Origin of the sequence: Aquamicrobium sp. (assembly GCF_023954335.1) — a bacterium.
Lineage (GTDB): Bacteria > Pseudomonadota > Alphaproteobacteria > Rhizobiales > Rhizobiaceae > Aerobium.
On record NZ_JAMLIE010000001.1, the window covers coordinates 2,142,994 to 2,167,888 of the forward strand.

Genomic DNA, 24,895 nt, shown 5'->3' on the forward strand with positions numbered 1-24,895 from the left:
GGTCCGCGCCTCAGCGCTGCAGGATCAGCCGTGCGCCGAGCTGACACCGCGGGGCGGCCGCAGGCGGGATTGATCTCGCTCTACATCTCCACTATTGTGGAGAGATGGAAAAACAGGCCACACTCGCTGCGCTTGCCGCGCTCTCGCAGGAGACGCGTCTCGACATCTTTCGCCTGCTGGTGGAGGCCGGTCCGGAAGGGCGTGCAGTGGGGCGGATCGGCGAGGCGCTGGATCTCCCTTCGGCCACGCTCTCGTTCCACCTCAAGGAACTGAAGCACGCCGGGCTGGTGACGGTCCAGCGCGAAGGACGCTCGCTGATCTACTCAGCGGACTTCGCCACCATGACAGGCCTCATCGACTATCTGACCCGCCACTGTTGCGCCGGCGATCCGGCAGCATGCGGGATCGCCCCCTCGACGCACGCCGCCCGGAAAGAGACCGCATGACCACCAGGATCTATCACAACCCGAACTGCGGCACGTCGCGCAACGTGCTGGCGCTGATCCGCAACTCCGGCGATGAGCCGGAGGTTATCGAGTATCTGAAGACGCCCCCGAGCCGCGAGCGGCTCGTGGCGCTGATCGCCGCGATGGGGATCCCCGTGCGCGACCTCCTGCGCCGGAAGGGCACGCCCTACGACGAGCTCAAGCTCGATGCCCCCAAGTTCTCCGACGACGAGCTGATCGACCTGATGCTGGAGCATCCCATCCTCATCAACCGCCCCATCGTCGAGACGCCGCTCGGAACACGGCTCTGCCGCCCCTCCGAGGCGGTGCTCGACATCCTGCCGAACCCGCAGCGCGGGGAGTTCCGCAAGGAGGACGGCGAGCTCGTGGTGGACGCCGACGGGCGCCGCGTAAACGAGAGCCCCGCCCGATGAGCAACGACACCTACGCGCGCACGGCCGAGGCCATCGCAGCGGCGCCTGCCGGCATCGGCTTCTTCGAAAAGTGGCTCTCTGTCTGGGTGGCGCTCTGCATCGGCGCCGGGCTGCTGCTCGGCAACGTGCTGCCGGGCCTGTTCGAGACGCTCGCCGCGCTCGAGATCGCGTCCGTCAACCTGGTCGTTGCCGTCCTGATCTGGGCGATGGTCTATCCGATGATGGTGGCGGTCGACTTCGCGAGCCTGCGCCACATCGGCGATCGGCCGAAAGGGCTCGTGCTGACGATCGTGGTGAACTGGCTGATCAAGCCCTTCACCATGGCAGGGCTCGCCGTCCTGTTCTTCGAGGTTCTGTTCGCGGACCTGATCGCACCGGCCGATGCGCAGCAGTACATTGCCGGTCTGATCCTGCTGGGCGCGGCACCCTGCACCGCGATGGTGTTCGTCTGGTCGCAGCTCACTCGGGGCGACGCCACCTACACGCTGGTGCAGGTCTCGGTGAACGACGTCATCATGATCTTTGCCTTCGCGCCCATCGTGGCGCTGCTCCTCGGCGTCACCGATATCGTCGTGCCCTGGGAGACGCTCATCCTCTCGGTCGGGCTCTACATTCTGATCCCGCTCGCTGCCGGCGCCGCCACGCGCCAGTGGCTCGCGCGGGGCCGCCGGGGGGCGGACGCCGAGGCGGCGGTCGCGCGCTTCACGGCGGCGGTCAAGCCCTTCTCGGTGCTCGGCCTGCTGGCGACGGTCGTGCTTCTATTCGGGTTTCAGGGGCAGATCATCCTGGAGCAGCCGCTGCTGATCGCGCTGATCGCGGTGCCGCTCCTGATCCAGTCCTACGGCATCTTTGCGCTGGCCTATGCTGCGGCCTGGGCGTGGCGCGTGCCCTTCAACGTCGCCGCGCCCTGCGCGCTGATCGGTACGTCCAACTTCTTCGAGCTCGCGGTGGCCGTCGCGATCAGCCTCTTCGGACTGCAATCCGGCGCTGCGCTCGCGACCGTGGTCGGTGTTCTCGTCGAGGTTCCGGTCATGCTGTCACTTGTCGCCTTCGCCAATCGGACTTGTCACCATTTTCCCGCGGATGACGGAGGCGCGCGGCATGGCTGACCATCCCGTCCCGATCGAAGACCTGCCGAACATCGACCCAGCATCGCTCCGGCCGATCGACGTGGCTGCGCTCGCCGGGCCCGGCGCGCCGGCGCACCCGCCCCGCATCCTGATGCTCTATGGATCGCTCCGGACGCGCTCCTACTCGCGCTTTGCCTCGGAGGAGGCGGCGCGCCTGCTGCGCTGGTTCGGCGCCGAGACCCGCGCCTTCAACCCGTCCGGCTTGCCGCTGCCGGACGCGGAAGACCCCGACCACCCGAAGGTCAGGGAGCTGCGTGAGCTCGCCACTTGGTCGGAGGGCATGGTCTGGTGCTCGCCCGAGCGGCACGGCGCGATGACCGGCGTCATGAAGGCGCAGATCGACTGGCTGTCGCTGTCGCTCGGCGGCGTGCGGCCGACGCAAGGCAAGACGCTCGCGGTCATGCAGGTCTCCGGCGGCTCGCAGAGCTTCAACGCCGTCAACCAGATGCGCATCCTCGGCCGCTGGATGCGCATGGTGACGATCCCAAACCAGTCCTCGGTGGCGAAGGCGTGGGGCGAATTTGATGAGGGCGGCCGCATGCGGCCGTCGCCGTACTACAATCGCATCGTCGACGTCATGGAGGAACTCGTGAAGTTCACCCATCTCACGCGCGGCCGTTCGGCCTATCTAACCGACCGCTACTCGGAGCGGGTGGAAAGCGCTGAGCAGCTGTCCAAGCGCGTCAACCAACGCTCGATCTAGCATTTTCCTCTGCCGCTGAGGTGCTTGCGCGGAGCGGGGCCATTAATATCGCAGCATCGCACTCACTGAGACGAGGCGCTTGTCGACATCATCGCAAGAGGCGCAGCGGGTCGCTCCCGACCAACAACTACGAAGAAGCGCTACATTGCGTTGATCGACGCAGCGCGCGTGGTCAGTCGAGGAACTCGGGCTACCCCCGGACGCGTACGCCATCACCGACCGCGCCCCGTCACGCCAGAGCGCCATGAGGACCAGTACTTTCTCGATGGAGAAACCGTGCCCCTGAATGGGGCGGATAAAGCGCAACGTGTGACGCGCCGCAGGTCTCCTCTGGGCCGGGGGCCAAGCATCACCCTTGAAACGCCCGCTCATGAGGGAAATCGCCTTCCTTCAGATATGCAACTTCCGCCCGCGACGAGCGGCGGCCAAGAACCTGATTGCGATGGGGATGACGGCCGAACGCCGCGATCACTTGCTTCACGTCCAGGGCCTGCTTCACGAGCGAACGGTAAATCGGCTGCAGGTGCGTGGGGGCTTCTGCGGCGATCTCCTCGCGAAGTCCGATGAGAAGGTCCAGGCGCTGGAGATGGTCTGGCCCTTCGCAGTGGCCGAGTGGCAGACCATGAACGACCTTGAACCATGGCGTTGATAGCGCGGCGTAGTGGCCATTCAACAATCCGTTCATTGCCAGCGCCAGCGCCGCCTTGTCCTGCGCGAAAGCGTGGGCATTGCCTCGCCAGACCGATCGCGAGAACTGATCGAGCACGATGATGAGCGCGAGCCTGCCTTCGGGATCGGAGGCCCAGTGGTCAAGATTTCCCGCGGCTCCTTCAACTGTGAGTTCCGCGAAGCGGGCCGTGATTTCGTCGTCCGCGCCGCCCCGCATCCGCCAAGACCAATGGCTGCGATGGACGTCCGCATCTATGTCGAACGAGTTCCCCTCAGGGAACCAGAATTCGAGTACGACCTGCCATTCATTGCGTTTGTTCGTGTTCTTCATCGCAAAACGTGTGCGCCGAGGGACTGAACATCGAGACTAACGCCCATCCATGTCAACAGGTCCAAAACGAAACACTCCATTTGGCCAACAGGTTTATACGAGGCCAATGTGGAGGCAAATTCAGGCCAGCTGGTGTCGCAGCAGCACGCGGACTGGTCATCCACACGTGATGGACCTATGGTTAAAGAGGCCTGCCAAAATACAAGGAGCACACCATGCGCGGATTTGTCGATGACATCGAAAAGTTGACCGAGGAGAACGCCGACTATCGGCGGGTCCTCTATACGGCGAGGAACATGCAGTTGGTCCTGATGGCGCTACAGCCCGGCGAAGAGATTGGCGAAGAGGTGCATGACGGTGGCGACCAGTTCTTCCGTGTCGAGAAGGGGCAAGGCGAGATCCTGATCGATGGCGCCGCACACAAGATAAAGTCGGACATGGCGATGATCGTACCGGCGGGCGCGCGACACAATGTCAGGAATACGGGCGACGAGCCCCTCAGGCTTTACACGATCTACAGTCCTCCCGAACATGTCGATGGCGTCGTCCATTCGACCAAAGGCGAAGCCGACGCTGCCCACGAGCACTTCGACGGAAAGACGACCGAAGAATAGCTCGGCTTTGCCGACTCTGTCGGAAACCGGCACCAGTCTCACTGACAGGAGCCAGCGGCGACCATCGTCGAACGTTCATGATCTCGTCGCTACGGTGGCCGGCGCGCGTTGTTGCGCCCGGAAGCATAGTTTCGGCATGAGAGCCTGCGCCGCGATTAGGAGATGAAGTGGGAAAAGCATTCGAGATCGATCGTTCGTTCGTTTTGACGGTCCTGACCGTCGCTGGGATGCTTCTGGCCATACTCGCTCTTTGGCCGCTGCAGGGTGCCGCCGCCGCGTACTTTTCCCTCGCAGGTCTGTTGCTCGTTTATCTAGCGGGCGGACTGCCAGCCGCTTGGCGGGCGGCCGCCACCTTGTGGGAGGAGCGGATCCTCGACATCGACCTCTTGATGGTCGTTGCAGCGGTCGCGGCTGCGGCCGTCGGGGCGCCTTTCGAGGGCGCCGTCCTGCTGACGCTCTTCAGCATCTCCACGACGCTGGAGGAACGGGCGCTCGGCCGCGCGCGCCGGGCCATCGAGGCGTTGATGGAGCTTCGGCCGGAGACGGCACTTCGCAAGGCGCCGGACGAGTCAGTCTCGGAAGTCCCTGCTGCCGATCTTCAGGTGGATGACGTCGTGGTGCTGCGGCCTGGCGCGCGGGTTCCGGCGGACGGGGTGATCGTCAGCGGCCGGGGCTCTCTCGATGAAGCCCATATCACCGGCGAGTCCATGCCCGTCGCCAAACAACCCGGCGCCCCGGTCTTCGAGGCGACGGTCAACCTCGACGGCGTGCTCGAGATGGCCGTAACGAAGACGATCGAGGAAAGCACCGTCGCCCGCATGATCGCACTCGTGACCGAGGCGCAGGCGGCCAAGGCTCCGTCGGAGCGCTTCAGTGCCTGGTTCGGGCAACGCTACACGGTCGCGGTCATGGTCGGAGCCGTCCTGGCCTTCGCCGCGTTCTACTGGCTGGGGCGCGACTGGGAGGAGGCGCTCTACCGATCAGCGACCCTGCTGGTAGCGGCGAGCCCCTGTGCAATCGTGATCTCCGTCCCTGCCGCGATCCTCTCCGCCCTGTCGGCTGCCGCGCGCGGAGGTGTATTGTTCAAGGGCGGCGCCGCGCTCGAGACGCTGGCGGCGGTCGACACCTTCGCCTTCGACAAGACGGGAACGCTGACGACCGGCAGGGCCTCGATCACGAAGGTGGTGGCGCTCGACGGCAATGAGCGACGCTTCCTCTCGCTGCTGGCTGGACTTGAGGCCCACTCGGAACATCACAGCGCGGCAGCCATCCGGCAGGAAGCCGTCAGCCGCGGTGTTGAACCGGCCAAGGTACTTAACGTGATCACCCGGCCGAGTGCCGGCATCGTCGGCGACGACGGCGGGAGGCAGGTATGGGCAGGCAATCCGCGCCTCGCCAGGCAAATGGACGCTTCCATCGATCACCCGATGCTGAAGGCGTTGGCTGCGGACACCGAGACGGTCATCTATTTCGGGCGGGATCAGCAGGTGATGGGAGCTGTTACCATCGCGGATCAGGCCCGCCCGACCTCTGCGGCGGCGCTTGCCGCATTGCGGGAAGGTGGGGTCACCGCAATCATCATGACCGGCGATCGCCGTCCGGTTGAGTTGCGGATTGGCGAAGAGCTCGGATTGAAGCCCGAGGAAATCCATGCCGACATGCTGCCGGAGGACAAAGTCAGGATGGCGGGGGAGTTGGCTGCAAGAGGCAAGGTCGCCTTCGTCGGCGACGGGGTAAATGACGCCGCCGCGCTGGCCCGCGCCGATGTCGGGATCGCCATGGGTGCTGCGGGCTCCGACGTCGCGCTCCAGGCAGCCGATGTGGCGCTTCTGTCGGAAGACATGGGACGGCTCGCGGAGGCGCATCGACTGGCGCGGCGCACGGCGCGGATCATTCGGCAGAACCTCGCCTTCGCCATGGGTGCCATGGTCATTCTGGTGACGGGCGCGCTGTTCTTCGAGCTGCCTCTGCCGCTCGCAGTGATCGGTCACGAGGGCGGAACGGTTCTGGTGGTGCTCAACGGGCTGCGTCTGCTGCGGGACCCCGTCCGCCGCAACGAAAACAAGTCAGCGTCACCAGATCAGGTGGTGACGGTCGACAGCATCAGCGCCCCCGTCCAACGTCATGCCTATCGCAGAAAAATCCCGCGGCGCGCGGGTTGAAGACAACGACTTCAACTCGTTTCCGGCCCAGAGAAGGTTGGACGTCAGGCCCATCCCCTCCGCCAGGCGCCTTTGCGCAGACCACCGGCATCGTCGAGGAAGTCAATCGCGGCGGGCCTAAGTTTTGGCGAATCCCGGAATCCGGCAAACGAAGGGAAATGGGTGCTTCGCATTCCCGCGCGCCGACCAGCCTTGCGTCAGGTCGTGAACCACGCGCCTCGCCCCCGGTGCGGGAGAAACGGCCGCTCCGGTCCGCGAGGAAGCAGCCGTTCTGGAGCAATCGGAACTTGACGTTCAGCGATGCCGTAAAGGTGCGGCGGGACGCGGCATAGCAGGAAGCTCCAATAAACCGGAACGCGCCTGCCGCGCTCCGGAAAAGGCCGGTGCCAGGATTGCCAGCGATCAGAAGCGGTAGTTCAGTCCGATCTTGAGGGTGTGCATATCCAGCGCGTTCGACGCCCTGCGGCCGTTGGCGGGGCTGCCCTGGTTGAGAACCTCTTCATAGATCGGCGCTTCATACGGCAGGCACAGGAAGGGAAACATGTCGCAAAGCTCGCCGTAATCCGGCGTTGTCCACTCCGTGCCCACCTGTTCGAGTGTGACGTAGTCTCCCTTGGTGTTCGTCCGGGCCTTCTCGAACTTGAAATCCTTCTTTCCGAAGCGGCTGTAGGTGTAGTCTGCCTTGATCGACCAGCGATCGTTGATGGCATACTCCGCGCCGCCGCCGAGCGTGAAGCCGGTGCGTGTCGCAGACGTGCTCTCGACGAGATACAGATCCGTGCTCGTGCTGTATTGCCAGCCGCTATCGGTATACTGGTCCCGCCATTGCCTCTCCTTGGCGAAGGCGACACCGCCGGTCCCGTAAACCAGCCAACGATTATCGAATGCGTAGCCGATGCGTCCGCGCAGCGAAGCCGTCCAGTCGATCTCGTGATGGGTCTTCGCCTGAAGGCCCGAGCCGACAGTACCATCGGGCGTCAGCCATGTCGTGGACGTATCCTGTTCGCCGTTCAGATCGGTCTTGCTCCAGTCGCCCTCGACGCCGAAGACGAAACCGTTGCCGAACTGCCAGTTGTAGCCGGCCTGAACGCCTGCCAGCAGGCTGCTGCCGAGCCCGAGATCGGCGGACTCGTCGGCCGCAAGATCAGCCGCCGTGCCGTCGAGCGATGTGGTGCTGCCCCATGTGCGGGCGAAGCCGGTTCCGAAGTGGAAGCCGGCATAGGCGCCCGTCCAGTCCACCTTGCCGGCGCCCTCCGGATCGCGGATGAACGGCGACGAGAAATGCGGTATCGCCCGGTCACCGCCGAAAGTGCCGGTCAGGCTGGCATGGAAGGTGCGGCCCGGACCCGGTTGCCGCGCTAGGCTCAGCGGGTCGACATAATACTGGTCCGTCAGGTTTTCGACGCGGAAGGCGGCGGTGAAATTGTCGTTGATTTTGTATTCGGCGAACACGTCGACCAGCGTGTAGGGCTTCCACGAAACCAGCGAAATGAACTGCAACTGCCCCTGGGCGGTCGCCTGGCCATGGCCGGCTGCGCGGGGGCCGACATGCAGGACCCTGCCTCCAACCGTGAAGCGGTCGTCGAACATCTTCCGGGACACCATCAGGTCGACCGAATATTCCGGCGGAACCTGATTGGTCGCATAATCGCTGTAGAGCGAGGCATTGGTGCAGGTGCCGGCCGTGGGACAGAACTCGACGCCGAGATAGTAGTTGGCGTTCAGTTCCGCTGTGAAACCGCCGTTCGCGTAGCGGCCCGACAGTTCAAGTCCGGAGAATTTTGCACGGTCGATGTTGTGCACGTACAGCCCGTAATACTGGCTGCTGCCGGACCCGATCGCCCCCCATTCCCGCGAAATGTAATCCTTCACGTCCCAGTTGAAATAGCCGAGCTTCAACATGCCGCTATCGTTGTCGGCAAGCAGGCCGTCCCTGACGAGATTGGCTCCGATCTCCCAGCTGCTGTTCCGTTCCGGGCCGAGATCGGGGTTGGGCGAAACGAAGATGCCGCCCGCTTCGACGATGCTGGGCAGGCGGAGCGCGTTTGAATAGTTGGCGTAGAGCTGGACGCCGTCGAGCGGCTCGAGCGTCACGCCGACGGAAGGGCTGAATCCGCCGCTGTCGCGTTCGTGCAGCGAGTCAGGCGTATCGTTCGAATAATCCGAGCGATCTTCCGACCAGTAGTGCGAATAGCGCAGGCCAGCATTGAGCGTCAGCCAGTCGAAGGGCTTGTAGGCGGCGCGGGCGAAGCCGCCGGCCTCCTGTCTTGCCGCGTCCCGGAAGGTCGAGTTTCCCACTTCGCCCACCATGGAATGCCTTGTCGGCGAGGTGTCCTCGGTCACGTAGGAAAGGCCGTAGGTGAGGTCGAGCGAGCCGAAATCCGCGAGATCGAACCGGGACGTATTTGCGACATCGCCGCCCCACAGGAGGGAGTCCGAGCCGCCCCGGAAATCGGCGGCCAATCCCCATTGTTCAGGCTTGTAGTTTCCCCAGGAACGCGGCGCATATCGTTGCCGCAGATGCGACAGCCAGCCATTGGCCGTGAGGTCGATCAGATCGTTGTCGGACGGCTGCCAGCGATAGCGCAGCGTGCCGGTGTCGAGTTCCACCCCCGTCGTCAGCGGCTGCTGGACCGGCTGGCGACCGCGGGCGCTCGTCAGCCGCGAGGCGAGGAGGTCACCGGCTTCGCTGCGAAAGCCGGTATAGCCGATCTGGAGGCTGTGATCGTCGTCAAGGCGCAGGGTCGCCTTGGCCAGCCAGGATTGCGTCTGAAGCTGCGTGTTCAGCACCTCCTCGCCCGGCCGGTAGTTGGCTATGCCGGTATTTTCGATGTATTCGGGCCAGTACTGGCAGTTGGCGGCCGTGCAGATCGTTTGCGGCCCCAGATTGACCGGATTCGCATGGGGACCATGCTTGCCGGCATGATAGTTCCCCTGCTTGCGATAGGCATAGCCGGCGAAAAGGTCGTAACTCTCCTCCTTCACCGCGGCCACGATGCTGCCCGAGCCGCTGGTGGGGGTGAGGTCGCCCGGCCTGTCCATGCCCTGGGCGGAAGGAACGGCGATCTGCTCATGGTAAGGAGCGAGCGGCCAGGCATAGCCGCCGACCGCGCCGGCCGTGGGCGAGGACGTGTTCGTGCCGAAGCCGCCCTTCACGCGCAGTCCCCACGTGTCGCCCGGCTTGACGATGTCGTCGGCCCCGAGCGTGAGCATGGCGACCGTGCCGGCGATGCCGCGTGAGGCGACATCCGCCCCTCTGGTGATATCCACGCCGGCCATCAGGTCGGGATCGAGGAAGGTGCGGTTGGAGATGCCCTGATAGCCCTGATAGATCTGCAGCGAATTCTCCGCGCCGTCCACGGTGACGGCGACACGGCCCATACCCTGCAGGCCGCGAATGTTGACGTCCACCGAGCCCGCGCCGTTGCGCGCCTCGCCCGACATAACACCCGGCGTGCCCCGGAAGATGTCGGCGGGGCTGGAGCCGCGAAACCGCTCGATGCGCTCGGCCGGAATGTGGCTGGCGGCGGCGGCCGTCTCGAAAGGCGTGTAGACCGTCGATTCCCCGCCGCCGCCCGTCACATCGATCGTGTCGAGCACCACCGAACCGTCCGCCGCGAGCACCCCGTCATGCGCCCCAGCGACGCGATCCTGCAAAACGATCGAGCGCGGTCCGGTCACGCGATATCTTATGGTCGTTCCAGCAAGCAGGCGCGCCACGGCCTGTTCCGGCGTCATGCTGCCGCTGACCGGCGCGCTGGTTCCGGAAAGGTCGAAAGCGTAGGCGATCCGCCAGCCGGAGACCGCCCCGACATCGGCCAGGGCGGACGCCAGCGATTTCGCCGGTATGTCGAAGCGATAGGTCTGCTGGCCGGATGCTGCCTGCGCATAGGCCCGTTCCTGCGAGGCAGGCACGGCGGCCAGCGCCGCCGTGCCGCACAGCAGGGCGGCGGCTATGCTTCTTGTCCGATTCTTGTGGTTCAACCCCGGCATGACGACTCCCCAGACGAGAGGGGACGTCCGTTCATCCCCTACCTCTAAAACGAACGGCCGGGGCGAAACCTCATCGGCGGGGGCAAGGAAACCTGAGAAAAATGCACCACTTCAAAAAAGGACCGTCACGAGGGGCACGGCGCGGATAAGAGTCGCGTTCATCGCCGCCGCGATCGTATCGAGCGAGCCGTCTATGTCGTCGAGCGGGAACGTGCCGGAAATCCGCCTGCCGGAAACCTCGCCTCTCACCAGAAGCCGTTTCGAGGTGTGCCGGCCAAGCGCGGCGACGACGTCGGAGACCGGCACCTGGCGAACGACCAGCCGCCCCGACATCCAGGCAAGGGAGGCGTCGAGATCGGCGGCTTCGACACCGCCTCCCGTTCCCGACGTGACGGTCATCTGCTGTCCCGGCGTCAGATGGTTGGGTGCCGTATCGTGCGCGCCCTTCACGGCAACCTCACCCTCCTCGACCACCACCACGGTCCGGTCGTCCGCGCGGTCGACATTGAACCGCGTCCCGACGACGCGCACGAGGTCGCCGTCTATGTCGATGGTGAAGGCGGGCGCGCTCCCCGGTATAACCTCGAAGAACGCTTCGCCACGCAACAGGCGCACATGCCGGCGCGCCGTGTCGAACTCGTAGGCAAGCGCCGTATCGGCTCCCATCCTTGCCACCGAACCGTCGGGAAGGGTCACCGGCATCATGTAAGCGTGCCCCGACACCACGTCGGCCTGCAAGTCCTCGAGAAAATTGAGATTGGCGAGCCATACGGCGAAAACCGCGACAGATCCGGCGCTGGCAGCCGCCAGCCATCCCTTCGGCGACGCGAGTTGCCGGGCCAGCGCGCCGCGCGGCGGCGACGATGCCGCCACCCGTTCCGCCGGTTCCTCGAGGCGAGCCCACAACACCCGCATCTCGTCCCAGGCCAACCGATTGGCCGGATCGGCGTTCAGCCAGTCCTCCAGCTCGCGCTGCTCGTCGGGCGCGAGGGAACCGCCCGTCCGCTTCGCCAGCCACAGCGCCGCGATCTCCCTTTGCTCCTCGGTTGGTTTATGGCTTGGCGGCATCCATCCCCCTGGCTCACCTTGCATATCGTGCCTGCGGCCTCTCGGCTGGCCCCAGGTCGTAAGCGCGGCCTTTTGATCTGATAACGTCCGAGGAGACGAACTCCTCACTCCCGATCGAATATCGGGGTCAATCCGATCGCGCGGACAGGCCTTTCCGGCAATGGCGCAAGGCGCGGGCGACATGCTTTTCGACGGCGCTTACGGAAATACCATATCGCCGGGCGATTTCAGCGTTGGAAACGCCATGCACCCGGCGCAGCAGGAAGATGTCGCGTGTGGTACGTCCCAACTCCATGAGCCTCTGGTCGAGCTCCATGAGGGCCTGCCGGCCCTCGACGATGGAATCGGGCATGAGAACGTCGGGAGCGATCTGTTCCGGCACGACCCTTTCAAGGATTTCCCGACGCCGCTTCTGCATCCGCACATGGTCGATCGTCGCGTTCCGGGCCGAGGCATAGAGGATCTTGACGCTGTCCTCGGGGGCGCTTGCCTGCTCGCAGGTCAGCACTCTCGAAAAGACATCCTGCACGATATCGGACGCCGCCTCGCGATCGCCGGTGGAGCGCGTGACCAGGGATTCCAGCTTCCCCCGGTGCTCCGCAAAAAGGCCAGCCAGCCGCCGACTCCAGTTGCTCATCTCATGTCACCCGCTCACCTTGCCGGTCGCAAACCCGGCGACGACTCATGCCGAGGGTTCCCGGCAATGGCCCTCGACGTAAATTCTTGACTATTAAAGGAAGGTTTTTCTGGCAAGCCAAAAACGGCGCAGTTCGCTGGAAACGGAATCCTGGAGCATGCGGGAGCAGGCGGTCGCGGCCGTGGTCGAAGCGCCGCAACGCTGCAACCGGCGAGACGCATGAGTGTCCATGCCGCGGAAGCAGACCTTGTTTGATCGCGCGAAAGCGATGTTTGACCAGGCCAAAGTCGGAGGATGGAACCGCCCGACATCCGCCGTTAGACGCTGACATGGCTGGCGGCCGCATCCTGCTCCAGCCCGCAAATTGTTGGCTGGAGCTTTCCATGAAGACCTCGCAGGCACTCGCCGCCTCCCTGACCCTTTCCGTTGCCTTTGCCGGTATGGCTGGTCCCGCGCGGGCACAGGACACTGAAACGAGCGGCGACGTCACCGTCCTCGACGCGATCGTGATCACGGGCCTGAAAGGCACGGATCGGGTCAAGGAATTGCCGACCAGCGTTTCGGTCATTCCCGGCGACGGCAAGATTGCCGACGCGATAGATCCCGGCGCGGCGATCACGCGCGCGACGCCGAACGTCTACTTCGGCGGCTTCGCGCAGCCGGGCGTGGACTTCGTGAACATGCGCGGCATCGGGCCGCTCGGCCAGCCGTCCAACTCGCTCGACAACAGCGTGGGCTTTTCCACGAACGGCGCGGCGACGAGCGCGTTCGGCTTTCCGCCGTCGCTGCTCGACATCGAACGCATCGAGGTGATCCGCGGGCCGCAGGGCACGCTGTTCGGCCGCAACGCGCTCGGCGGTGTCGTCAATGTCGTCACGCGCCCGGCAGACGGCGAGCGCGAACTGAGGATCAGAGGCGAGGTCGGCAATGAAGGGCACCACCTTGCCGAGTTCATCGCCGGCGGATGGCTGCGGGAAAACGTCCTCGCCGGCCGCTTCGCCGCACGGCTGAACGGCGTTTCGGGCACCATTCCCAACATCGTCGTCGACGGTGAAGAGGGCGAGACGCGGCTGGCGGCCGCGCGCGGCACGTTGAGCTACACGCCCACCGACGACCTCCGGGTGAACCTGATCCTGGGCTTCGACGCCGAACAGCGCCACAGCAACTACAACATGCTGCTGGAAGCGCCAGGCTTCCCGGCCAGCGGCGCCGATATCATTCCCGACAACCGTCGCAAGCGCGGAGAGGCCACGCTGGAAATCCAGCGCGATTTCGAGGCTGTCCGGTTCACGTCGCTGACCAATTTCCAGCGCATCCGGCTGGACGGCGAGGTCGATACCGCCGACGACCTCATATTCCAGAACGTGTACGGGTTCATACCGCCGCACGGAGCCGATATTTCGCTGTCGCACGACACCGACACGATCTTCAGCCAGGAGTTCCGGCTTTCCTCTCCCGAGGAGGCCTCGACCAGGTGGGTCGCCGGCATCAACTATTTCCACTCGTCGTACAGTTCGGATCGCAATCAGGTCTCGTCCTACAGCCCGTACTCGGCGGGCCTTTTCGACACCCGCATCCGCTCGCATACGGTGGCTGCCTTCGGTGACGTCACCGTCCCGGTGACGCAGGCCCTCAAGGTGAGCGGCGGCCTGCGGGTCGCCCACGACAGGCAGTCCCTCGACAGCGACTATACCGGCATCGGGTTCCCGGGCACCGTCGCCGGCTATTCGCAGGAAGCGGACATATCCGACACCTATCTGACGGGCCGTCTGGCCGTGAGCTATGACTGGACGCCGGACGTGATGTCCTATGCCTCGATATCGCGGGGCTACGCGTCGGGCGGCTTCGAGCGGTATACGCTCAACAATGCGGTCGGGCGCGATTCGCTGCCGTTCCGTCCCTCGACCGGCTGGACCTATGAAGCGGGCGCAAAGGCGGAGCTGCTCGACAACCGGCTCTCCATCAGCGCCAGCGTCTTCTTCAACGACGTCACGGACGGCCAGCTCGTCGGCTACGACATCACCAGCTTTCCGGTCACCTTCCAGTTCGTCAATCAGGACTACCAGACCTACGGTTTTGAGATCGAGGCCCGCGCGGAGATTCTGCCGAACCTGCATGTCGGCGCCGGCATCGGCCTGACGCGTTCGCGTCTGGGCGACGTGACAGAAACCGCCGCCTTCGGGGCGAGCACCGGGAACCGCGTGCCCAACAGTCCCGATTTCACGGCAAGCCTCGACGTAAGCTACCGCTTCATGGAGAATTTCTACGCCACCGCGCAGTACCAGTATGTCGGGACGCGGGCGATGGAGATCGCCAATACCGGCACGCTCCCGGCCTATCACATGGTCAATGCCAAGGTCGGCTGGGAGAACGGCGACTGGGAGGTCTATGGCTTCGTCAACAACCTGCTGGACGAGCGCCCGCTCAATTTCGGCGCGACATACAGCCCGACTGCGCACTCGGTTGCCGTGGGACCCGGCCGCACCTTCGGCTTCGGCCTGTCGCGCAGCTTCTGAGGGGGCGATCCGCGACGCCTCCCGGCGACGTTAAAAGTTGACTATTCCACTCCTGATTTGATAGCGATGGTCGTCAAGCCTCGTTGAGGGGGCACCGATTCACCGCTCTCCGGTCATCATTTGCTTCGGGTTGTCGAACCGTCAGATCATGTCGCTGCCCCTCTGAGGTTCAGCCAGCGCCATATTCAGGCTCTGGCCACGGCCACGGGCCAGTCCGTCAAGGTGGGGCTGCCGCGTCATATCCACACCGAAACGGAGCTGTCGCAGGGGCGCATCCTCGTCCACTCGCCGCAGCCGGGTTTCTATTTCGGCGCCTACGACCTCAAATACCTTCAGGACAACCGGCTTTCCGTCAACGAAACGCCGTCGCTGTTTTGCGGGCTCATGCTGTCGGGCGCGCCGTCCAGGCTCGAGATCGCCGGTCATGGCGCCGTCGAGATACGGCCCGGCGTGCCGCTGATCGTCAACTTCGCGGAGAACACCGTCTGCGAGGGTTTCTGCAAGGCGGGAACGCATTGCTGCGGCATCGGCATAAGGCTGATGCGCGACTTCTTCGACAGCGACTTCTCGCCGACCGCGGCCGCGGCGCTGCAATCGCTGCGAGCCTTCATGGACGGCAAGACGGCGGTGCGGATGATCGGCGGCTCGACCCGTCTCAACTCCATCGCCGACCAGATGCTGAGCGGGCCGCACGAGCAGACGCTGCAGGCGCTCTATCTGGAGGGCCTGGCACTGGCATTCCTGGCCGAGCTGTCGCGTCTCGAGGCGGCGGAGGCACTCACCGCCAGCACGGAGCTGAAGCCGCACGAATATCGCCGCGTGCGCCGCGTCGCCGACTTCCTCGATGCCAACCTCGAACGATCGGTCAGTCTCGCGTCGCTCGCTCGCCTTCGACGGCTGAGGTCGTCGCGGGCCGTCCCTATCCCGGCTTGTAGCTATGCCTTGCGTAGAAGCGGTCGAGTTCCCGTTGCTCGGGCACCTGACCGGTGAAGATCGCGATGTAGTCCGGTATCCGCTTCATGCGCACGGCCAGCTCCTCCCGCGACTGCATGGTGATGTAGCCGATCTGGACGAGATAGGTGGTGCGGGCGCGCACGTCCGCCGTGTCCTGCGCATGGCCGAAGCGCATGAACATGCGGGTCAAGGCCTCGATCCGCGCCTCATCGGCCTGCCGCACCTGCGCGAGGATGTCGGGCGACTGCAAGGCCCAGCTGCGGACCGCGAACTCGAACCGTGAATCGAACAGCGCGTCGTCGAGCCAGCAGTCGAAGACGTTGAGCATCGCCTCGGCCAGCGACTCCGCATAGGCCTCCGATTGCCTGACGATGCCGCCGGTGTTCTTGTCGCGCCACCGGCCGACGAGAGCGCCGAGCAGCGCCTCGCGGTCCTGGAAGAACCAGTAGAAGCTGGTCCGCGAGATTTTGAGCCGTTTGGCGAGCGGCAGTATCTTCACCGCGTCGACGCCGGCCTCCAGCAGCGCCTCGTAGGCGGCCTGAAGCCAGACCTCCGGGGAACCGCGCCAGCCGCTGTCGCTCGATGCCTGATCCATGAACGAGTGCTAGCAAGCGGGGCGGTCCAGGGCAACCGGAATGTGCATTCATGTCTATGACAGTGACGGTCATGTATCGAGAATTGACACATATGAACATTTTGCCCTAGCGTGACGGCGAGCGCCAAACGGAGTCCGGCAGTGTCCAACGACCCTCTCCTTCAGCCCTATCGGCTCAAGCACCTGACATTGCGCAACCGCATCATCGTCACGTCGCACGAGCCGGCCTATCCCGAAGACGGCATGCCCAAGGAACGCTATCGCGCCTATACGGCGGAGCGGGCGAGGGGCGGGATCGCGCTGACGATGACGGCGGGCTCCGCCGCGGTGTCGAAGGACAGCCCGCCGGTCTTCAACAACCTCCTCGCCTACAAGGACGAGATCGTGCCGTGGGTCCGGCAGATGACCGACGCGGTCCACGAGGCGGGCGCGGCGATCATGATCCAGCTCACCCATCTCGGCCGCCGCACGCGCTGGGACAAGGGCGACTGGCTGCCCGTCGTCGCGCCGTCGCATCACCGCGAGGCCGCGCACCGCGCCTTTCCCAAGAAGATCGAGGATTGGGACATCGAGCGCATCGTCAAGGACTTTGCGGATGCGGCCGAGCGGATGAAGGAAGGCGGCATGGACGGTGTCGAGGTCGAGGCCTACGGCCATTTGATCGACCAGTTCGTCTCGCCGCTGACCAACGAGCTCGACGGCCCCTATGGCGGGTCGCTCGACAACCGCATGCGCTTCTGCCTCGACGTGTTCCGGGCGATGCGCGCGCGCGTCGGCGACGACTTCATCCTCGGCGTGCGCTACACGGCCGACGAATGCCTGCCCGGCGGCACGGGGCAAGCCGAGGGCCTCGAGATATCGAAGCGCCTGAAGGACAGCGGCCTGATCGACTATCTCAACGTCATCCGCGGGCATATCGACACCGACGCCGGGCTGACCGACGTCATCCCGATCCAGGGCATGGCCAGCGCGCCCCATCTCGACTTCGCCGGCGAGATCCGCGCCGCCACCGATTTCCCGACCTTCCACGCCGCCAAGATACAGGACGTCGCCACGGCCCGGCACGCCATCGCCTCGGGCAAGGTCGACATGGTCGGCATGACGCGCGCCCACATGACTGACCCGCACATCGTGCGCAAGATCGTCGAGAAGCGCGAGGACGACATCCGCCCCTGCGTCGGCGCCAATTACTGCCTCGACCGCATCTATCAGGGCGGCCTGGCGTTCTGCATCCACAACGCCGCGACCGGCCGCGAGGAGACGATGCCGCATGTGACGCCGAAGGCTGATATCCGCCGCAAGGTGGTCGTCGTCGGCGCGGGCCCGGCCGGGCTGGAGGCGGCGCGCGTATCGGCCGAGCGCGGGCACGAGGTCGTCGTGTTCGAGGCCGCCGACCGCCCCGGCGGCCAGATCCGCCTCACGGCCCTCAGCGAGCGCCGCCGCGAGATGGCCGGCATCGTCGACTGGCGCATGGACCAGTGCGGCAAGCGCGGCGTCGCCTTCCGTTTCAATACATGGGCAGAAGCCGACACGGTGCTGGCCGAAAACCCGGAAGTCGTCATCGTCGCCACCGGCGGCCTGCCGCATACCGAGGTGCTGAGCGAGGGTAACGACCTCGTCGTCTCCTCATGGGACATCATCGCCGGCGACGTGAAGCCGGGCGCGGACGTGCTGGTCTATGACGACGCCGGCGACCATGCCGCCCTGCAGGCGGCCGAGTTCATCGCCGCGACGGGCGCGAAGGTCGAGATCATGACGCCGGACCGCGCCTTCGCGCCGGAGGTCATGGCCATGAACCTCGTGCCCTACATGCGTTCGCTCCAGAAGCGCGACGTCACCTTCACCGTCACGTGGCGGCTGGAACGGGCGCAGCGCGACGGCAACAAGCTCGTCGCCCATCTCGGCAGCGACTATGGCGGTGTCGCCCGCCGGCGCTTGGTCGACCAGATCGTCGTCAACCACGGGACGATCCCGCTCGACGATCTCTATTTCGCGCTGAAGCCGCATTCGAGCAATCTCGGCGAAGTCGACTACGACCGGATGATCGCTGGCGAGCCGCAAACCCTTGTCCGCAATCCCGAAGGGTCGTTCCGGCTGTTCCGCATCGGCGACGCGGTCGCCGCCCGCAACACCCACGCCGCCATCTATGATGGCTTGCGCATCGCCAAGGACATATGATCCCGAAAGCCGTGCCGCTTGCCGGCTACGCCTGCAGAGGATGGAGGGCTAAGACGTGCGCTTCCAGCTTTCCCACACCCATGCCTATCCCGGTTGCCGGGTGACGATCGCCGAGGAGAAGGTCGGGGACGAGAATCTCGTCGAGTTCAGCGACGGGGTGATCGTTCCGTGCCGGCACAGGCGGGACGGATCGCTGATCGTCCTGACGATCGCGGCCTACAGGACCAGCCGCGGCACCGAAATCGGCGAAAAGAGCTGGATATTGCTTCCGGATGCGGCCAGGGGCGACTGGAAGATCAAGGCCCGCGCGCCGGACTGATCAGAACGGGGAGGGGGCTGGAGCGGGCAGCGGGAATCGAACCCGCACCAAAAGCTTGGAAGGCTTTTGTGATACCATTTCACCATGCCCGCAGCACGGAAATCCCTAGTTTAGCCTGCGGCGCAGGTCAAGGGTCGGCAGCGCGCCCGGCGGCGGGTCAGCTCGCCATCACCTGCGGCGCGGGGATGTCGGTCAGGCCGAGGAGGTCGCGCATATGCGGCCGCGCCTTGACGAGGTCGTGGATCGAGTAGCTTTCCAGCACCTCGAAGAACGCGCCGAGCGCCTTGCGCAGCGCCTCGTTGAGCGAGCACGAATCCACCAGCGGGCAGTCGGTCGAATCCTTCTCGAAGCACTCGGCCATGGCGAAATTCTCTTCGGTCACGCGCACGACGTCGAAAAGGGTGATGTCGGCGGCGGGGCGGGCGAGGCGGACGCCGCCGTTGCGGCCGCGCACGGTCTCGACCAGCTTGTGCTCGACCAGCGGCTGGAGGATCTTGAAAAGGAACAGCTCCGACACCGAGTAGGCGGCCGCGATCTCGGGGATGCGGCTCAGTCGGCCGTCATTGGCCGCGCAATACATCAGGATGCGGATGGCGTAATTGGTCTGGCGGGTAAGCCGCATGGCGCGAGCCTTTCGGATTCCGTGAACGTCCCTGCAATATGGTCGATACCTTAGAACAATTCCAGAGAAGAATGCAAGGAAATCTGGAGTAAGAATTTCAACTTATTTGACGATGCCGCGCCCGGCGATGCGCCATCCCGCCGCGGGCAGGCCCGCGAATGGCCTTGCATTTCATGTTGCAATGCACAATATAGCCTCTGTGTCGAGTTGCGACGACTCGGGGAGGAACCCGCGAGGAGTGCGACATGCAGAGCGTTACCAAGAATGCGGCCGTGCCCCTGAGGGGGAGGATAAGGCTGCTGAGACATTCGGAACTTCCCCAGTTCAGGGCCCATCTCCTGCGGCTCGACGCCGACAGCCGGCGCGACCGCTTCAACGGCCCGACCAGCGACACCTTCGTCGCTTCCTATGCCGAACGCTGCTTCAACGACGGAACCATCGTCATCGGCTATGTCGATGACGGCGAGGTGCTGGGCGCGGCCGAGCTTCACGAGCGGCCCGAGGATGCCGAGCCGACCGGCGAGATCGCCTTCAGCGTCGAGCGCCACCTGCAGCGGCAGGGGCTGGGCAGCCTGCTGTTCGCCCGCCTGATCGAGAGCGCGCGCGCCTTCGGCTACGAGCGCCTGCTCGTCACCACCCACCCGCAGAACGAGCCGATGAAGCGGCTGGCGCGCAGCTTCAAGGCGCGCCTGCGCTTCGACCAGGGCGAGACGGTGGGCCTGATCGAGCTCGAGCCCGCCGCGCCGCTGCCGGCACGCCCCGGCGCGGGCTTCCTCGCCGCGCTTGCGGCGGTGGCGGTCTAGAATAAGCGTTCTTTCGCGTGACGAACCCTGTTGCGATCCCCACATTGGCGGGCAGGAATCGGCGACGCTGAAAGGACAGGCGATGAAAGCGGCTTTTGCGGGCGGGTCTACACCCGGCACGCCCGACGACGTCGAGCGTGAGAAGCTCGCAGCGCTGCGCCGCACCAAGGCGGTGGCGACTGCTGCGCTGGCGCTGTGCGTCGCGGTCTTCCTGACGGCTCGCGCCTTCGAGGAAAGCTGGCCGGCGCTTGCCTATGTCGCCGCCTTCGCCGAGGCCGCCGCCATCGGCGGGCTGGCCGACTGGTACGCCGTCGTCGCCCTGTTCCGCCGTCCGCTCGGCCTGCCGATCCCGCACACGGCGATCATCCCGCGCAACAAGGATCGCATCGCCGACAATCTCGGCCGCTTCATCGAGGTCAACTTCCTCGCGCCGGCCCCGGTGCGGGAAAAGCTGCGCCAGGTCGATTTCGCCCTGCTCGTCGCCGACTGGCTGGCCGATCCGCGCCGCGCCGCCGGCCTTGCCCGCTTCACTGCCAAGCTCGTGCCGCAGGCGCTCGCCGCCGCGCAAGGCTCGGGCCTGCGCGATTTCGTCGGCCAGCGCCTCGCGGCCCAGATCGGCAGGGTCGAGCTCGCGCCGCTGGCGGCGGACCTCCTCTCCGCCGTCAGCGCGGATCGCCGCCACCAGCGGCTGTTCGACGAGATCCTGAAGATCTTCGGCGGCCTGCTGCGCGACGAGGAGACGCTTGCCGCGATCCGCGACCGCATCCGGCAGGAGCTGCCGTCGCTGGCGCGGATGTTCCAGGCCGACGCCTATCTCGTGAAGCGCCTCGCCGCCGCCGCCGGCACTCTGCTGGCCGAGGCCGAGGCCGATCCCGACCACGCGCTGCGGCGCGAGTTCGATCGCTTCGTCGAGAACTTCGTCCACGAGCTGCGCGAATCGCCGGCCTATGCGACACGGGCCGAGAAGCTGAAGCGCGACCTGCTCGCCCGGCCGGAGCTGCGCGGGCTGGCGGAGAATTTCTGGGCCGGCCTGCGCGCCTTCGCGGATCAGGATATCGCCTCCGACGATTCGCTCATCCGCCGGCACCTGGCCGACATGTTCGCCGAGGTCGGCCGTCAGCTCCGCGACGAGCCGGCGATCCGCGCCGACATGAACCACGGCTTCGTCATCGCGCTCTCGGCCTTCGTCGAGAGCCAGAAGAGCGGCGTTTCCGCCTTCATCGCCGATCAGGTCAGGAGCTGGGACATCGTCCAGCTCACCCGGCTGATCGAGCTGAATATCGGCCGCGACCTGCAATATATCCGCTTCAACGGCATGCTGATCGGCGGCCTCGCCGGCCTCGCCCTGCATGTCGGGCAGAAGCTGGTTTTCGGCTGAATGCGGACGCTTCCGTTCATAACTGATGTCTGAAGCATCACTTATTGCAATCATTCATTGAATATGCAGTATGAATATGGAACACTCCATGTCATGCTCTTCAGGATGGATGATTGAGCCGTGATAACATCGGCGCAGTTGCGGGCGGCACGGGCCTTGCTGGGCATCGACCAGCGGCGGCTGGCCGACCTGTCGGGCCTGTCGGTGCCGACCATCCAGCGCATGGAGGCCAGCGACGGCACCATCCGCGGCAATGTCGATTCGCTGGTCAAGCTGATCGCGGCGCTCGACGCCGCCGGGCTTGAGCTGATCGGGGAGGGGGCGTCCAGCCAGTCGGGCGGGCGCGGCGTCAGGCTCAGGGAAAACGGGGCCGGCGGGAGCATGTGATGCAGGCGGGCGCGGCGCTGCTGGTGGTCGTGGGCGTGCTGCTGGGCATCGCGGCGCTGGCCGTCGCGCTGGCGCGCCGGCCGCAGGCTTATCAGGTCGTCTATGCCGCCTCGCTCGCCGCCTGTCTTGCCGGCTTCGCGGTCGCTCTCTCGGCGCTGTTGTCGAATACCGCGTCGTCCGTCGTGCTGCCGCTGGGCCTGCCATGGGTCGGGGCACACTTCGCCGTCGATGCGCTCTCGGCCTTCTTCCTTGCCGTCGTCAATCTCGGCGGCGCGGCCGCCAGCCTTTACGGCCTCGGCTATGGCCGCCACGAGGAGGCGCCGCACAGGGTGCTGCCGTTCTATCCGGCCTTCCTTGCCGGCATGAACCTCGTCGTCCTCGCCGCCGACGCCTTCACCTTCCTGTTGTCGTGGGAGTTCATGTCGCTCGCTTCGTGGGCGCTGGTGCTCGCCCATCACCGCGAGGCCGAAAACCGGCACGCCGCCACCGTCTATCTGGTGATGGCGAGCTTCGGCACCATGGCGCTGCTGCTCGCCTTCGGCCTGATGGCCGGCGCGGGCGGCGACTATTCCTTCGCCGCGATCCGCGACGCGACACGCACGCCGCTCGCCGCCTCGCTGGCGCTGGTGCTGGCGCTGCTCGGCGCGGGGTCGAAGGCCGGCCTTGCCCCGCTGCATGTCTGGCTGCCGCTCGCCCACCCGGCCGCGCCCAGCCACGTCTCGGCGCTGATGAGCGGCGTCATGACAAAGGTCGCGGTCTACGGCTTCATCCGCATCGTCTTCGACCTCGTCGGCGAGCCGGCCTGGTGGGCGGCGCTCGTCCTGCTCGCGCTCGGCGGCGCCAGCGCCGTTCTCGGCATCCTCCACGCGCTGATGGAGCGGGACCTGAAGCGTCTGCTCGCCTTCTCCACCATCGAGAATATCGGCATCGTCTTCGCCTGCCTCGGCCTCGCGCTCGCCTTCCGCGCCAACGCGATGGATTGGGCCGCGGCGCTGGCGCTCACCGCCGCGCTGTTCCACGTCCTCAACCACGCGCTGTTCAAGAGCCTGCTGTTCTTCGGCGCGGGCGCGGTGCTCACCGCGACGGGCACCCGCGACATGGAGCGCCTCGGCGGGCTGATCCACCGCATGCCGGCGACGGCGCTGTTCTTCCTCGTCGGCGCGCTGGCCATCTCGGCCTTGCCACCGCTCAACGGCTTCATCTCCGAGTGGCTGGCCTTCCAGGCGATCCTGCAAAGCCCGGCGCTCGACGGCTGGGGGCTGAAGATCGCGGTGCCGGCGCTCGGCGGCATGCTGGCGCTGGCCGCTGCCCTGGCGGCCGCCTGCTTCGTGCGCGCCTTCGGCGTCGCCTTCCTCGGCCGGGCGCGTTCGCCGGAGGCCGGGGAGGCGAAAGAGGTCGACCGCGTCTCGCTGGCCGCGATGGCCATGCTTGCGCTTCTCTGCCTGCTCACCGGCATCCTGCCCGGTTTCGTCATCGACGCGCTCGCGCCGGTGACGCGGCTCCTGGTCGGCGGCGCGATGCCGGTTCAGGCCGACCTGCCGTGGCTGTCCATCGTGCCGATCACCGAAGGCCGCTCGTCCTATAACGGGCTGCTGGTCTTCCTGTTCATGGCCGTTTCCGGCTTCGGCGCGGCCGCGGTCATCCACCGCTTCGCCTCGCGGCGCCTTCGCCGCGCCCCGGCGTGGGATTGCGGCTTTCCCGTGCCCGACCCGGCGACGCAATATTCGGCCGGCGGCTTCGCCCAGCCGTTCCGGCGCATCTTCGGCACGACGCTGTTCGCCGCCCGCGACGAGGTGACGATGCCGCCGCCCGGCGACATGCGGCCGGCGCGGCTGGCGACGACGATCCATGATCCGATCTGGGAACGTGCATACGTTCCGCTCGCCGGCGCGGTCGACAGGCTGGCCGGCTGGCTGAACCGGCTGCAGTTCCTCACCATCCGCCGGTATCTCACGCTGGTCTTCCTGTTCCTCGTCGCGCTTCTTCTGGTGCTGGCGCTATGGACATGATCCTCGACATCGCCGTTCAGGGCGCGCAGATGGCGCTGGTGCTGGCGCTCGCGCCGCTCGTCACCGGCTTCGTGCGCAAGGTCAAGGCGCGGCTGACGCGCCGGCAGGGCCCCTCGCTGATCCAGCCCTATCGCGACCTCGCGCGCCTGATGCGCAAGGACGCGGTGGTGGCGGAAGGCGCCTCGTGGCTGTTCCGCGCCGCGCCCTACATCGTCTTCGCCGCGACATGGGTGGCCGCGGCGCTGGTGCCGACCTTCGCCGCCGGCCTCGTCTTCTCGTGGAGCGCCGACCTCATTGCCATCATCGCGCTTTTGGGCACGGCGCGCTTCTTCCTCGCCCTTGCCGGCATGGACATCGGCACCGCCTTCGGCGGCATCGGCTCCTCGCGCGAGATGATGATCTCGTCCTTCGCCGAGCCGGCGATGATGCTGACCATGTTCGCGCTGGCGCTGGTCGCCGGCTCGACCCAGCTCGCCACCGTCTCGGCGGTGCTGGCGACGCCGGAGGTCGGCCTGCGCGTCTCGCTGGCCATGGCGCTGGTCGCGCTCGTCATCGTGGCATTGGCCGAGAACGCCCGCATCCCGGTCGACAACCCCGCCACCCATCTCGAGCTGACCATGGTCCACGAGGCGATGGTGCTGGAATATTCCGGCCGGCATCTCGCCATGATCGAGCTCGCCGCCATGCTGAAGCTCGTCCTTTATCTCTCGCTGATCGCCTGCGTCTTCGTGCCGTGGGGCATCGCCCCGGCCGGCGCGGGCCTCGCGGCGTTCGCGGCCGGCACCGCGCTGTGGCTCGCCAAGCTGGCGGCCGGCGGCTTCCTGCTTGCCGTCTTCGAGACCTCGATCGCCAAGATGCGGGTGTTCCGCGTCCCCGATTTCCTCGGCGTCGCGCTGATGCTCGGCCTCCTCGGCACGCTGCTCCTCTTCGTGTCGCGGAGCCTTTGA

Annotated in this window: 21 protein-coding genes and 1 tRNA gene; 15 read left to right on the forward strand and 7 right to left on the reverse strand. The window is 65.9% G+C overall.

Going from position 1 to position 24,895, the window contains the following annotated elements; translation table 11 throughout:
• The first annotated feature begins 104 nt into the window (after nucleotides 1-104).
• Genes M9945_RS10675 through arsH form a run of 4 tightly spaced genes read left to right on the forward strand, consistent with a single transcriptional unit; the run spans nucleotide 105 to nucleotide 2,713 of the window.
• Nucleotides 105-446, forward strand: coding sequence for a helix-turn-helix transcriptional regulator (locus M9945_RS10675; RefSeq protein ID WP_121987332.1), 342 nt, complete (start codon nucleotides 105-107; stop codon nucleotides 444-446).
• Complete coding sequence (gene arsC / locus M9945_RS10680; protein WP_182793615.1) at nucleotides 443-880, forward strand: arsenate reductase (glutaredoxin); 438 nt, start codon at nucleotides 443-445, stop codon at nucleotides 878-880. The genes M9945_RS10675 and arsC overlap by 4 nt, the downstream gene beginning before the upstream one ends.
• A complete protein-coding gene (gene arsB, locus M9945_RS10685; protein WP_367944470.1) occupies nucleotides 877-1,989 on the forward strand; it encodes an ACR3 family arsenite efflux transporter in 1,113 nt (370 codons plus the stop codon). Before arsC ends, arsB begins: the two co-directional genes overlap by 4 nt.
• Nucleotides 1,982-2,713, forward strand: coding sequence for an arsenical resistance protein ArsH (gene arsH, locus M9945_RS10690; protein ID WP_367944471.1), 732 nt, complete (start codon nucleotides 1,982-1,984; stop codon nucleotides 2,711-2,713). The genes arsB and arsH overlap by 8 nt, the downstream gene beginning before the upstream one ends.
• Nucleotides 2,714-3,062: 349 nt before the next feature.
• Here the strand turns inward: arsH and M9945_RS10695 are convergent, their stop codons facing one another.
• Nucleotides 3,063-3,713, reverse strand: a complete 651-nt coding sequence (locus M9945_RS10695) for a DUF924 family protein (protein WP_367944472.1) — start codon at nucleotides 3,711-3,713, stop codon at nucleotides 3,063-3,065.
• 215 nt (nucleotides 3,714-3,928) lie between these two features.
• Here M9945_RS10695 and M9945_RS10700 point away from each other — a divergent pair, with 215 nt between their 5' ends.
• Together M9945_RS10700 and M9945_RS10705 are read left to right on the forward strand one after the other, a co-directional pair.
• Complete coding sequence (locus M9945_RS10700; protein WP_035029077.1) at nucleotides 3,929-4,327, forward strand: cupin domain-containing protein; 399 nt, start codon at nucleotides 3,929-3,931, stop codon at nucleotides 4,325-4,327.
• A 227-nt stretch (nucleotides 4,328-4,554) separates the two neighbouring features.
• Nucleotides 4,555-6,489, forward strand: coding sequence for a heavy metal translocating P-type ATPase (locus tag M9945_RS10705; RefSeq protein WP_367944816.1), 1,935 nt, complete (start codon nucleotides 4,555-4,557; stop codon nucleotides 6,487-6,489).
• Nucleotides 6,490-6,891: 402 nt separating this feature from the next.
• Here M9945_RS10705 and M9945_RS10710 read toward each other — a convergent pair whose 3' ends face one another.
• From M9945_RS10710 to M9945_RS10720, 3 genes are all read right to left on the reverse strand, one after another.
• Nucleotides 6,892-10,482, reverse strand: a complete 3,591-nt coding sequence (locus M9945_RS10710) for a TonB-dependent receptor (protein WP_367944473.1) — start codon at nucleotides 10,480-10,482, stop codon at nucleotides 6,892-6,894.
• 111 nt (nucleotides 10,483-10,593) lie between these two features.
• The gene (locus M9945_RS10715) at nucleotides 10,594-11,550 is read right to left on the reverse strand and encodes a FecR domain-containing protein (protein WP_367944474.1); all 957 of its coding nucleotides are present in this window, start codon (nucleotides 11,548-11,550) and stop codon (nucleotides 10,594-10,596) included.
• Nucleotides 11,551-11,677: 127 nt separating this feature from the next.
• Nucleotides 11,678-12,187 carry an RNA polymerase sigma factor gene (locus M9945_RS10720; RefSeq protein ID WP_367944475.1) on the reverse strand — a complete coding sequence of 170 codons (510 nt, stop codon included), beginning with the start codon at nucleotides 12,185-12,187 and terminating at the stop codon, nucleotides 11,678-11,680.
• Nucleotides 12,188-12,570: 383 nt separating this feature from the next.
• Between M9945_RS10720 and M9945_RS10725 the strand changes: the two genes are divergently transcribed.
• On the forward strand, nucleotides 12,571-14,703 hold the full coding sequence (locus M9945_RS10725) for a TonB-dependent receptor (RefSeq protein WP_367944476.1): 2,133 nt from the start codon (nucleotides 12,571-12,573) through the stop codon (nucleotides 14,701-14,703).
• 222 nt (nucleotides 14,704-14,925) lie between these two features.
• Nucleotides 14,926-15,693 carry a hypothetical protein gene (locus tag M9945_RS10730; protein WP_367944477.1) on the forward strand — a complete coding sequence of 256 codons (768 nt, stop codon included), beginning with the start codon at nucleotides 14,926-14,928 and terminating at the stop codon, nucleotides 15,691-15,693.
• Here the strand turns inward: M9945_RS10730 and M9945_RS10735 are convergent.
• Nucleotides 15,623-16,252 carry a TetR/AcrR family transcriptional regulator gene (locus M9945_RS10735; protein ID WP_367930591.1) on the reverse strand — a complete coding sequence of 210 codons (630 nt, stop codon included), beginning with the start codon at nucleotides 16,250-16,252 and terminating at the stop codon, nucleotides 15,623-15,625. The two genes, M9945_RS10730 and M9945_RS10735, sit on opposite strands and share 71 nt — an antisense overlap.
• Before the next feature lie 141 nt (nucleotides 16,253-16,393).
• Here M9945_RS10735 and M9945_RS10740 point away from each other — a divergent pair, with 141 nt between their 5' ends.
• Together M9945_RS10740 and M9945_RS10745 are read left to right on the forward strand one after the other, a co-directional pair.
• Entirely contained in the window at nucleotides 16,394-18,430 is a 2,037-nt protein-coding gene (locus M9945_RS10740; protein WP_367944478.1) for an FAD-dependent oxidoreductase, read from the forward strand.
• A 55-nt stretch (nucleotides 18,431-18,485) separates the two neighbouring features.
• On the forward strand, nucleotides 18,486-18,749 hold the full coding sequence (locus M9945_RS10745; protein ID WP_367944479.1) for a hypothetical protein: 264 nt from the start codon (nucleotides 18,486-18,488) through the stop codon (nucleotides 18,747-18,749).
• 18 nt (nucleotides 18,750-18,767) lie between these two features.
• On the opposite strand, the gene M9945_RS10750 is transcribed toward M9945_RS10745, so the two are convergent.
• Nucleotides 18,768-18,841: transfer RNA gene (locus tag M9945_RS10750), tRNA-Gly, on the reverse strand.
• Between the two features lie 65 nt (nucleotides 18,842-18,906).
• Nucleotides 18,907-19,371, reverse strand: a complete 465-nt coding sequence (gene rirA / locus M9945_RS10755) for an iron-responsive transcriptional regulator RirA (protein ID WP_367944480.1) — start codon at nucleotides 19,369-19,371, stop codon at nucleotides 18,907-18,909.
• 245 nt (nucleotides 19,372-19,616) lie between these two features.
• On the opposite strand from rirA, the gene M9945_RS10760 reads away from it, so the two are divergent.
• The 5 genes from M9945_RS10760 (at nucleotide 19,617) to M9945_RS10780 (ending at nucleotide 24,895) form a co-directional block, all read left to right on the forward strand.
• Nucleotides 19,617-20,174 (forward strand): N-acetyltransferase family protein, encoded by a 558-nt coding sequence (locus M9945_RS10760; RefSeq protein WP_367944481.1) that lies wholly within the window; start codon nucleotides 19,617-19,619, stop codon nucleotides 20,172-20,174.
• A gap of 82 nt (nucleotides 20,175-20,256) precedes the next feature.
• Complete coding sequence (locus M9945_RS10765; protein ID WP_367944482.1) at nucleotides 20,257-21,552, forward strand: DUF445 domain-containing protein; 1,296 nt, start codon at nucleotides 20,257-20,259, stop codon at nucleotides 21,550-21,552.
• Between the two features lie 120 nt (nucleotides 21,553-21,672).
• On the forward strand, nucleotides 21,673-21,939 hold the full coding sequence (locus tag M9945_RS10770) for a helix-turn-helix domain-containing protein (protein ID WP_367944483.1): 267 nt from the start codon (nucleotides 21,673-21,675) through the stop codon (nucleotides 21,937-21,939).
• Nucleotides 21,939-23,948 carry a hydrogenase 4 subunit B gene (gene hyfB, locus M9945_RS10775; protein ID WP_367944484.1) on the forward strand — a complete coding sequence of 670 codons (2,010 nt, stop codon included), beginning with the start codon at nucleotides 21,939-21,941 and terminating at the stop codon, nucleotides 23,946-23,948. Before M9945_RS10770 ends, hyfB begins: the two co-directional genes overlap by 1 nt.
• The gene (locus M9945_RS10780; RefSeq protein ID WP_367944485.1) at nucleotides 23,939-24,895 is read left to right on the forward strand and encodes a respiratory chain complex I subunit 1 family protein; all 957 of its coding nucleotides are present in this window, start codon (nucleotides 23,939-23,941) and stop codon (nucleotides 24,893-24,895) included. Before hyfB ends, M9945_RS10780 begins: the two co-directional genes overlap by 10 nt.

Bases quoted from the DNA above. Each gene is read 5' to 3' on its own strand.
- M9945_RS10705 (WP_367944816.1), top strand. From the start codon at position 4,555: ATGCTTCTGGCCATACTCGCTCTTTGGCCGCTGCAGGGTGCCGCCGCC.
- M9945_RS10710 (WP_367944473.1), bottom strand. From the start codon at position 10,482: ATGCCGGGGTTGAACCACAAGAATCGGACAAGAAGCATAGCCGCCGCC.
- M9945_RS10695 (WP_367944472.1), bottom strand. From the start codon at position 3,713: ATGAAGAACACGAACAAACGCAATGAATGGCAGGTCGTACTCGAATTC.
- rirA (WP_367944480.1), bottom strand. From the start codon at position 19,371: ATGCGGCTTACCCGCCAGACCAATTACGCCATCCGCATCCTGATGTAT.
- M9945_RS10720 (WP_367944475.1), bottom strand. From the start codon at position 12,187: ATGAGCAACTGGAGTCGGCGGCTGGCTGGCCTTTTTGCGGAGCACCGG.
- M9945_RS10780 (WP_367944485.1), top strand. From the start codon at position 23,939: ATGGACATGATCCTCGACATCGCCGTTCAGGGCGCGCAGATGGCGCTG.
- arsH (WP_367944471.1), top strand. From the start codon at position 1,982: ATGGCTGACCATCCCGTCCCGATCGAAGACCTGCCGAACATCGACCCA.
- M9945_RS10735 (WP_367930591.1), bottom strand. From the start codon at position 16,252: ATGGATCAGGCATCGAGCGACAGCGGCTGGCGCGGTTCCCCGGAGGTC.
- M9945_RS10700 (WP_035029077.1), top strand. From the start codon at position 3,929: ATGCGCGGATTTGTCGATGACATCGAAAAGTTGACCGAGGAGAACGCC.
- M9945_RS10725 (WP_367944476.1), top strand. From the start codon at position 12,571: ATGAAGACCTCGCAGGCACTCGCCGCCTCCCTGACCCTTTCCGTTGCC.
- M9945_RS10675 (WP_121987332.1), top strand. From the start codon at position 105: ATGGAAAAACAGGCCACACTCGCTGCGCTTGCCGCGCTCTCGCAGGAG.
- M9945_RS10765 (WP_367944482.1), top strand. From the start codon at position 20,257: ATGAAAGCGGCTTTTGCGGGCGGGTCTACACCCGGCACGCCCGACGAC.
- M9945_RS10760 (WP_367944481.1), top strand. From the start codon at position 19,617: ATGCAGAGCGTTACCAAGAATGCGGCCGTGCCCCTGAGGGGGAGGATA.
- M9945_RS10715 (WP_367944474.1), bottom strand. From the start codon at position 11,550: ATGCCGCCAAGCCATAAACCAACCGAGGAGCAAAGGGAGATCGCGGCG.
- hyfB (WP_367944484.1), top strand. From the start codon at position 21,939: ATGCAGGCGGGCGCGGCGCTGCTGGTGGTCGTGGGCGTGCTGCTGGGC.
- arsB (WP_367944470.1), top strand. From the start codon at position 877: ATGAGCAACGACACCTACGCGCGCACGGCCGAGGCCATCGCAGCGGCG.
- arsC (WP_182793615.1), top strand. From the start codon at position 443: ATGACCACCAGGATCTATCACAACCCGAACTGCGGCACGTCGCGCAAC.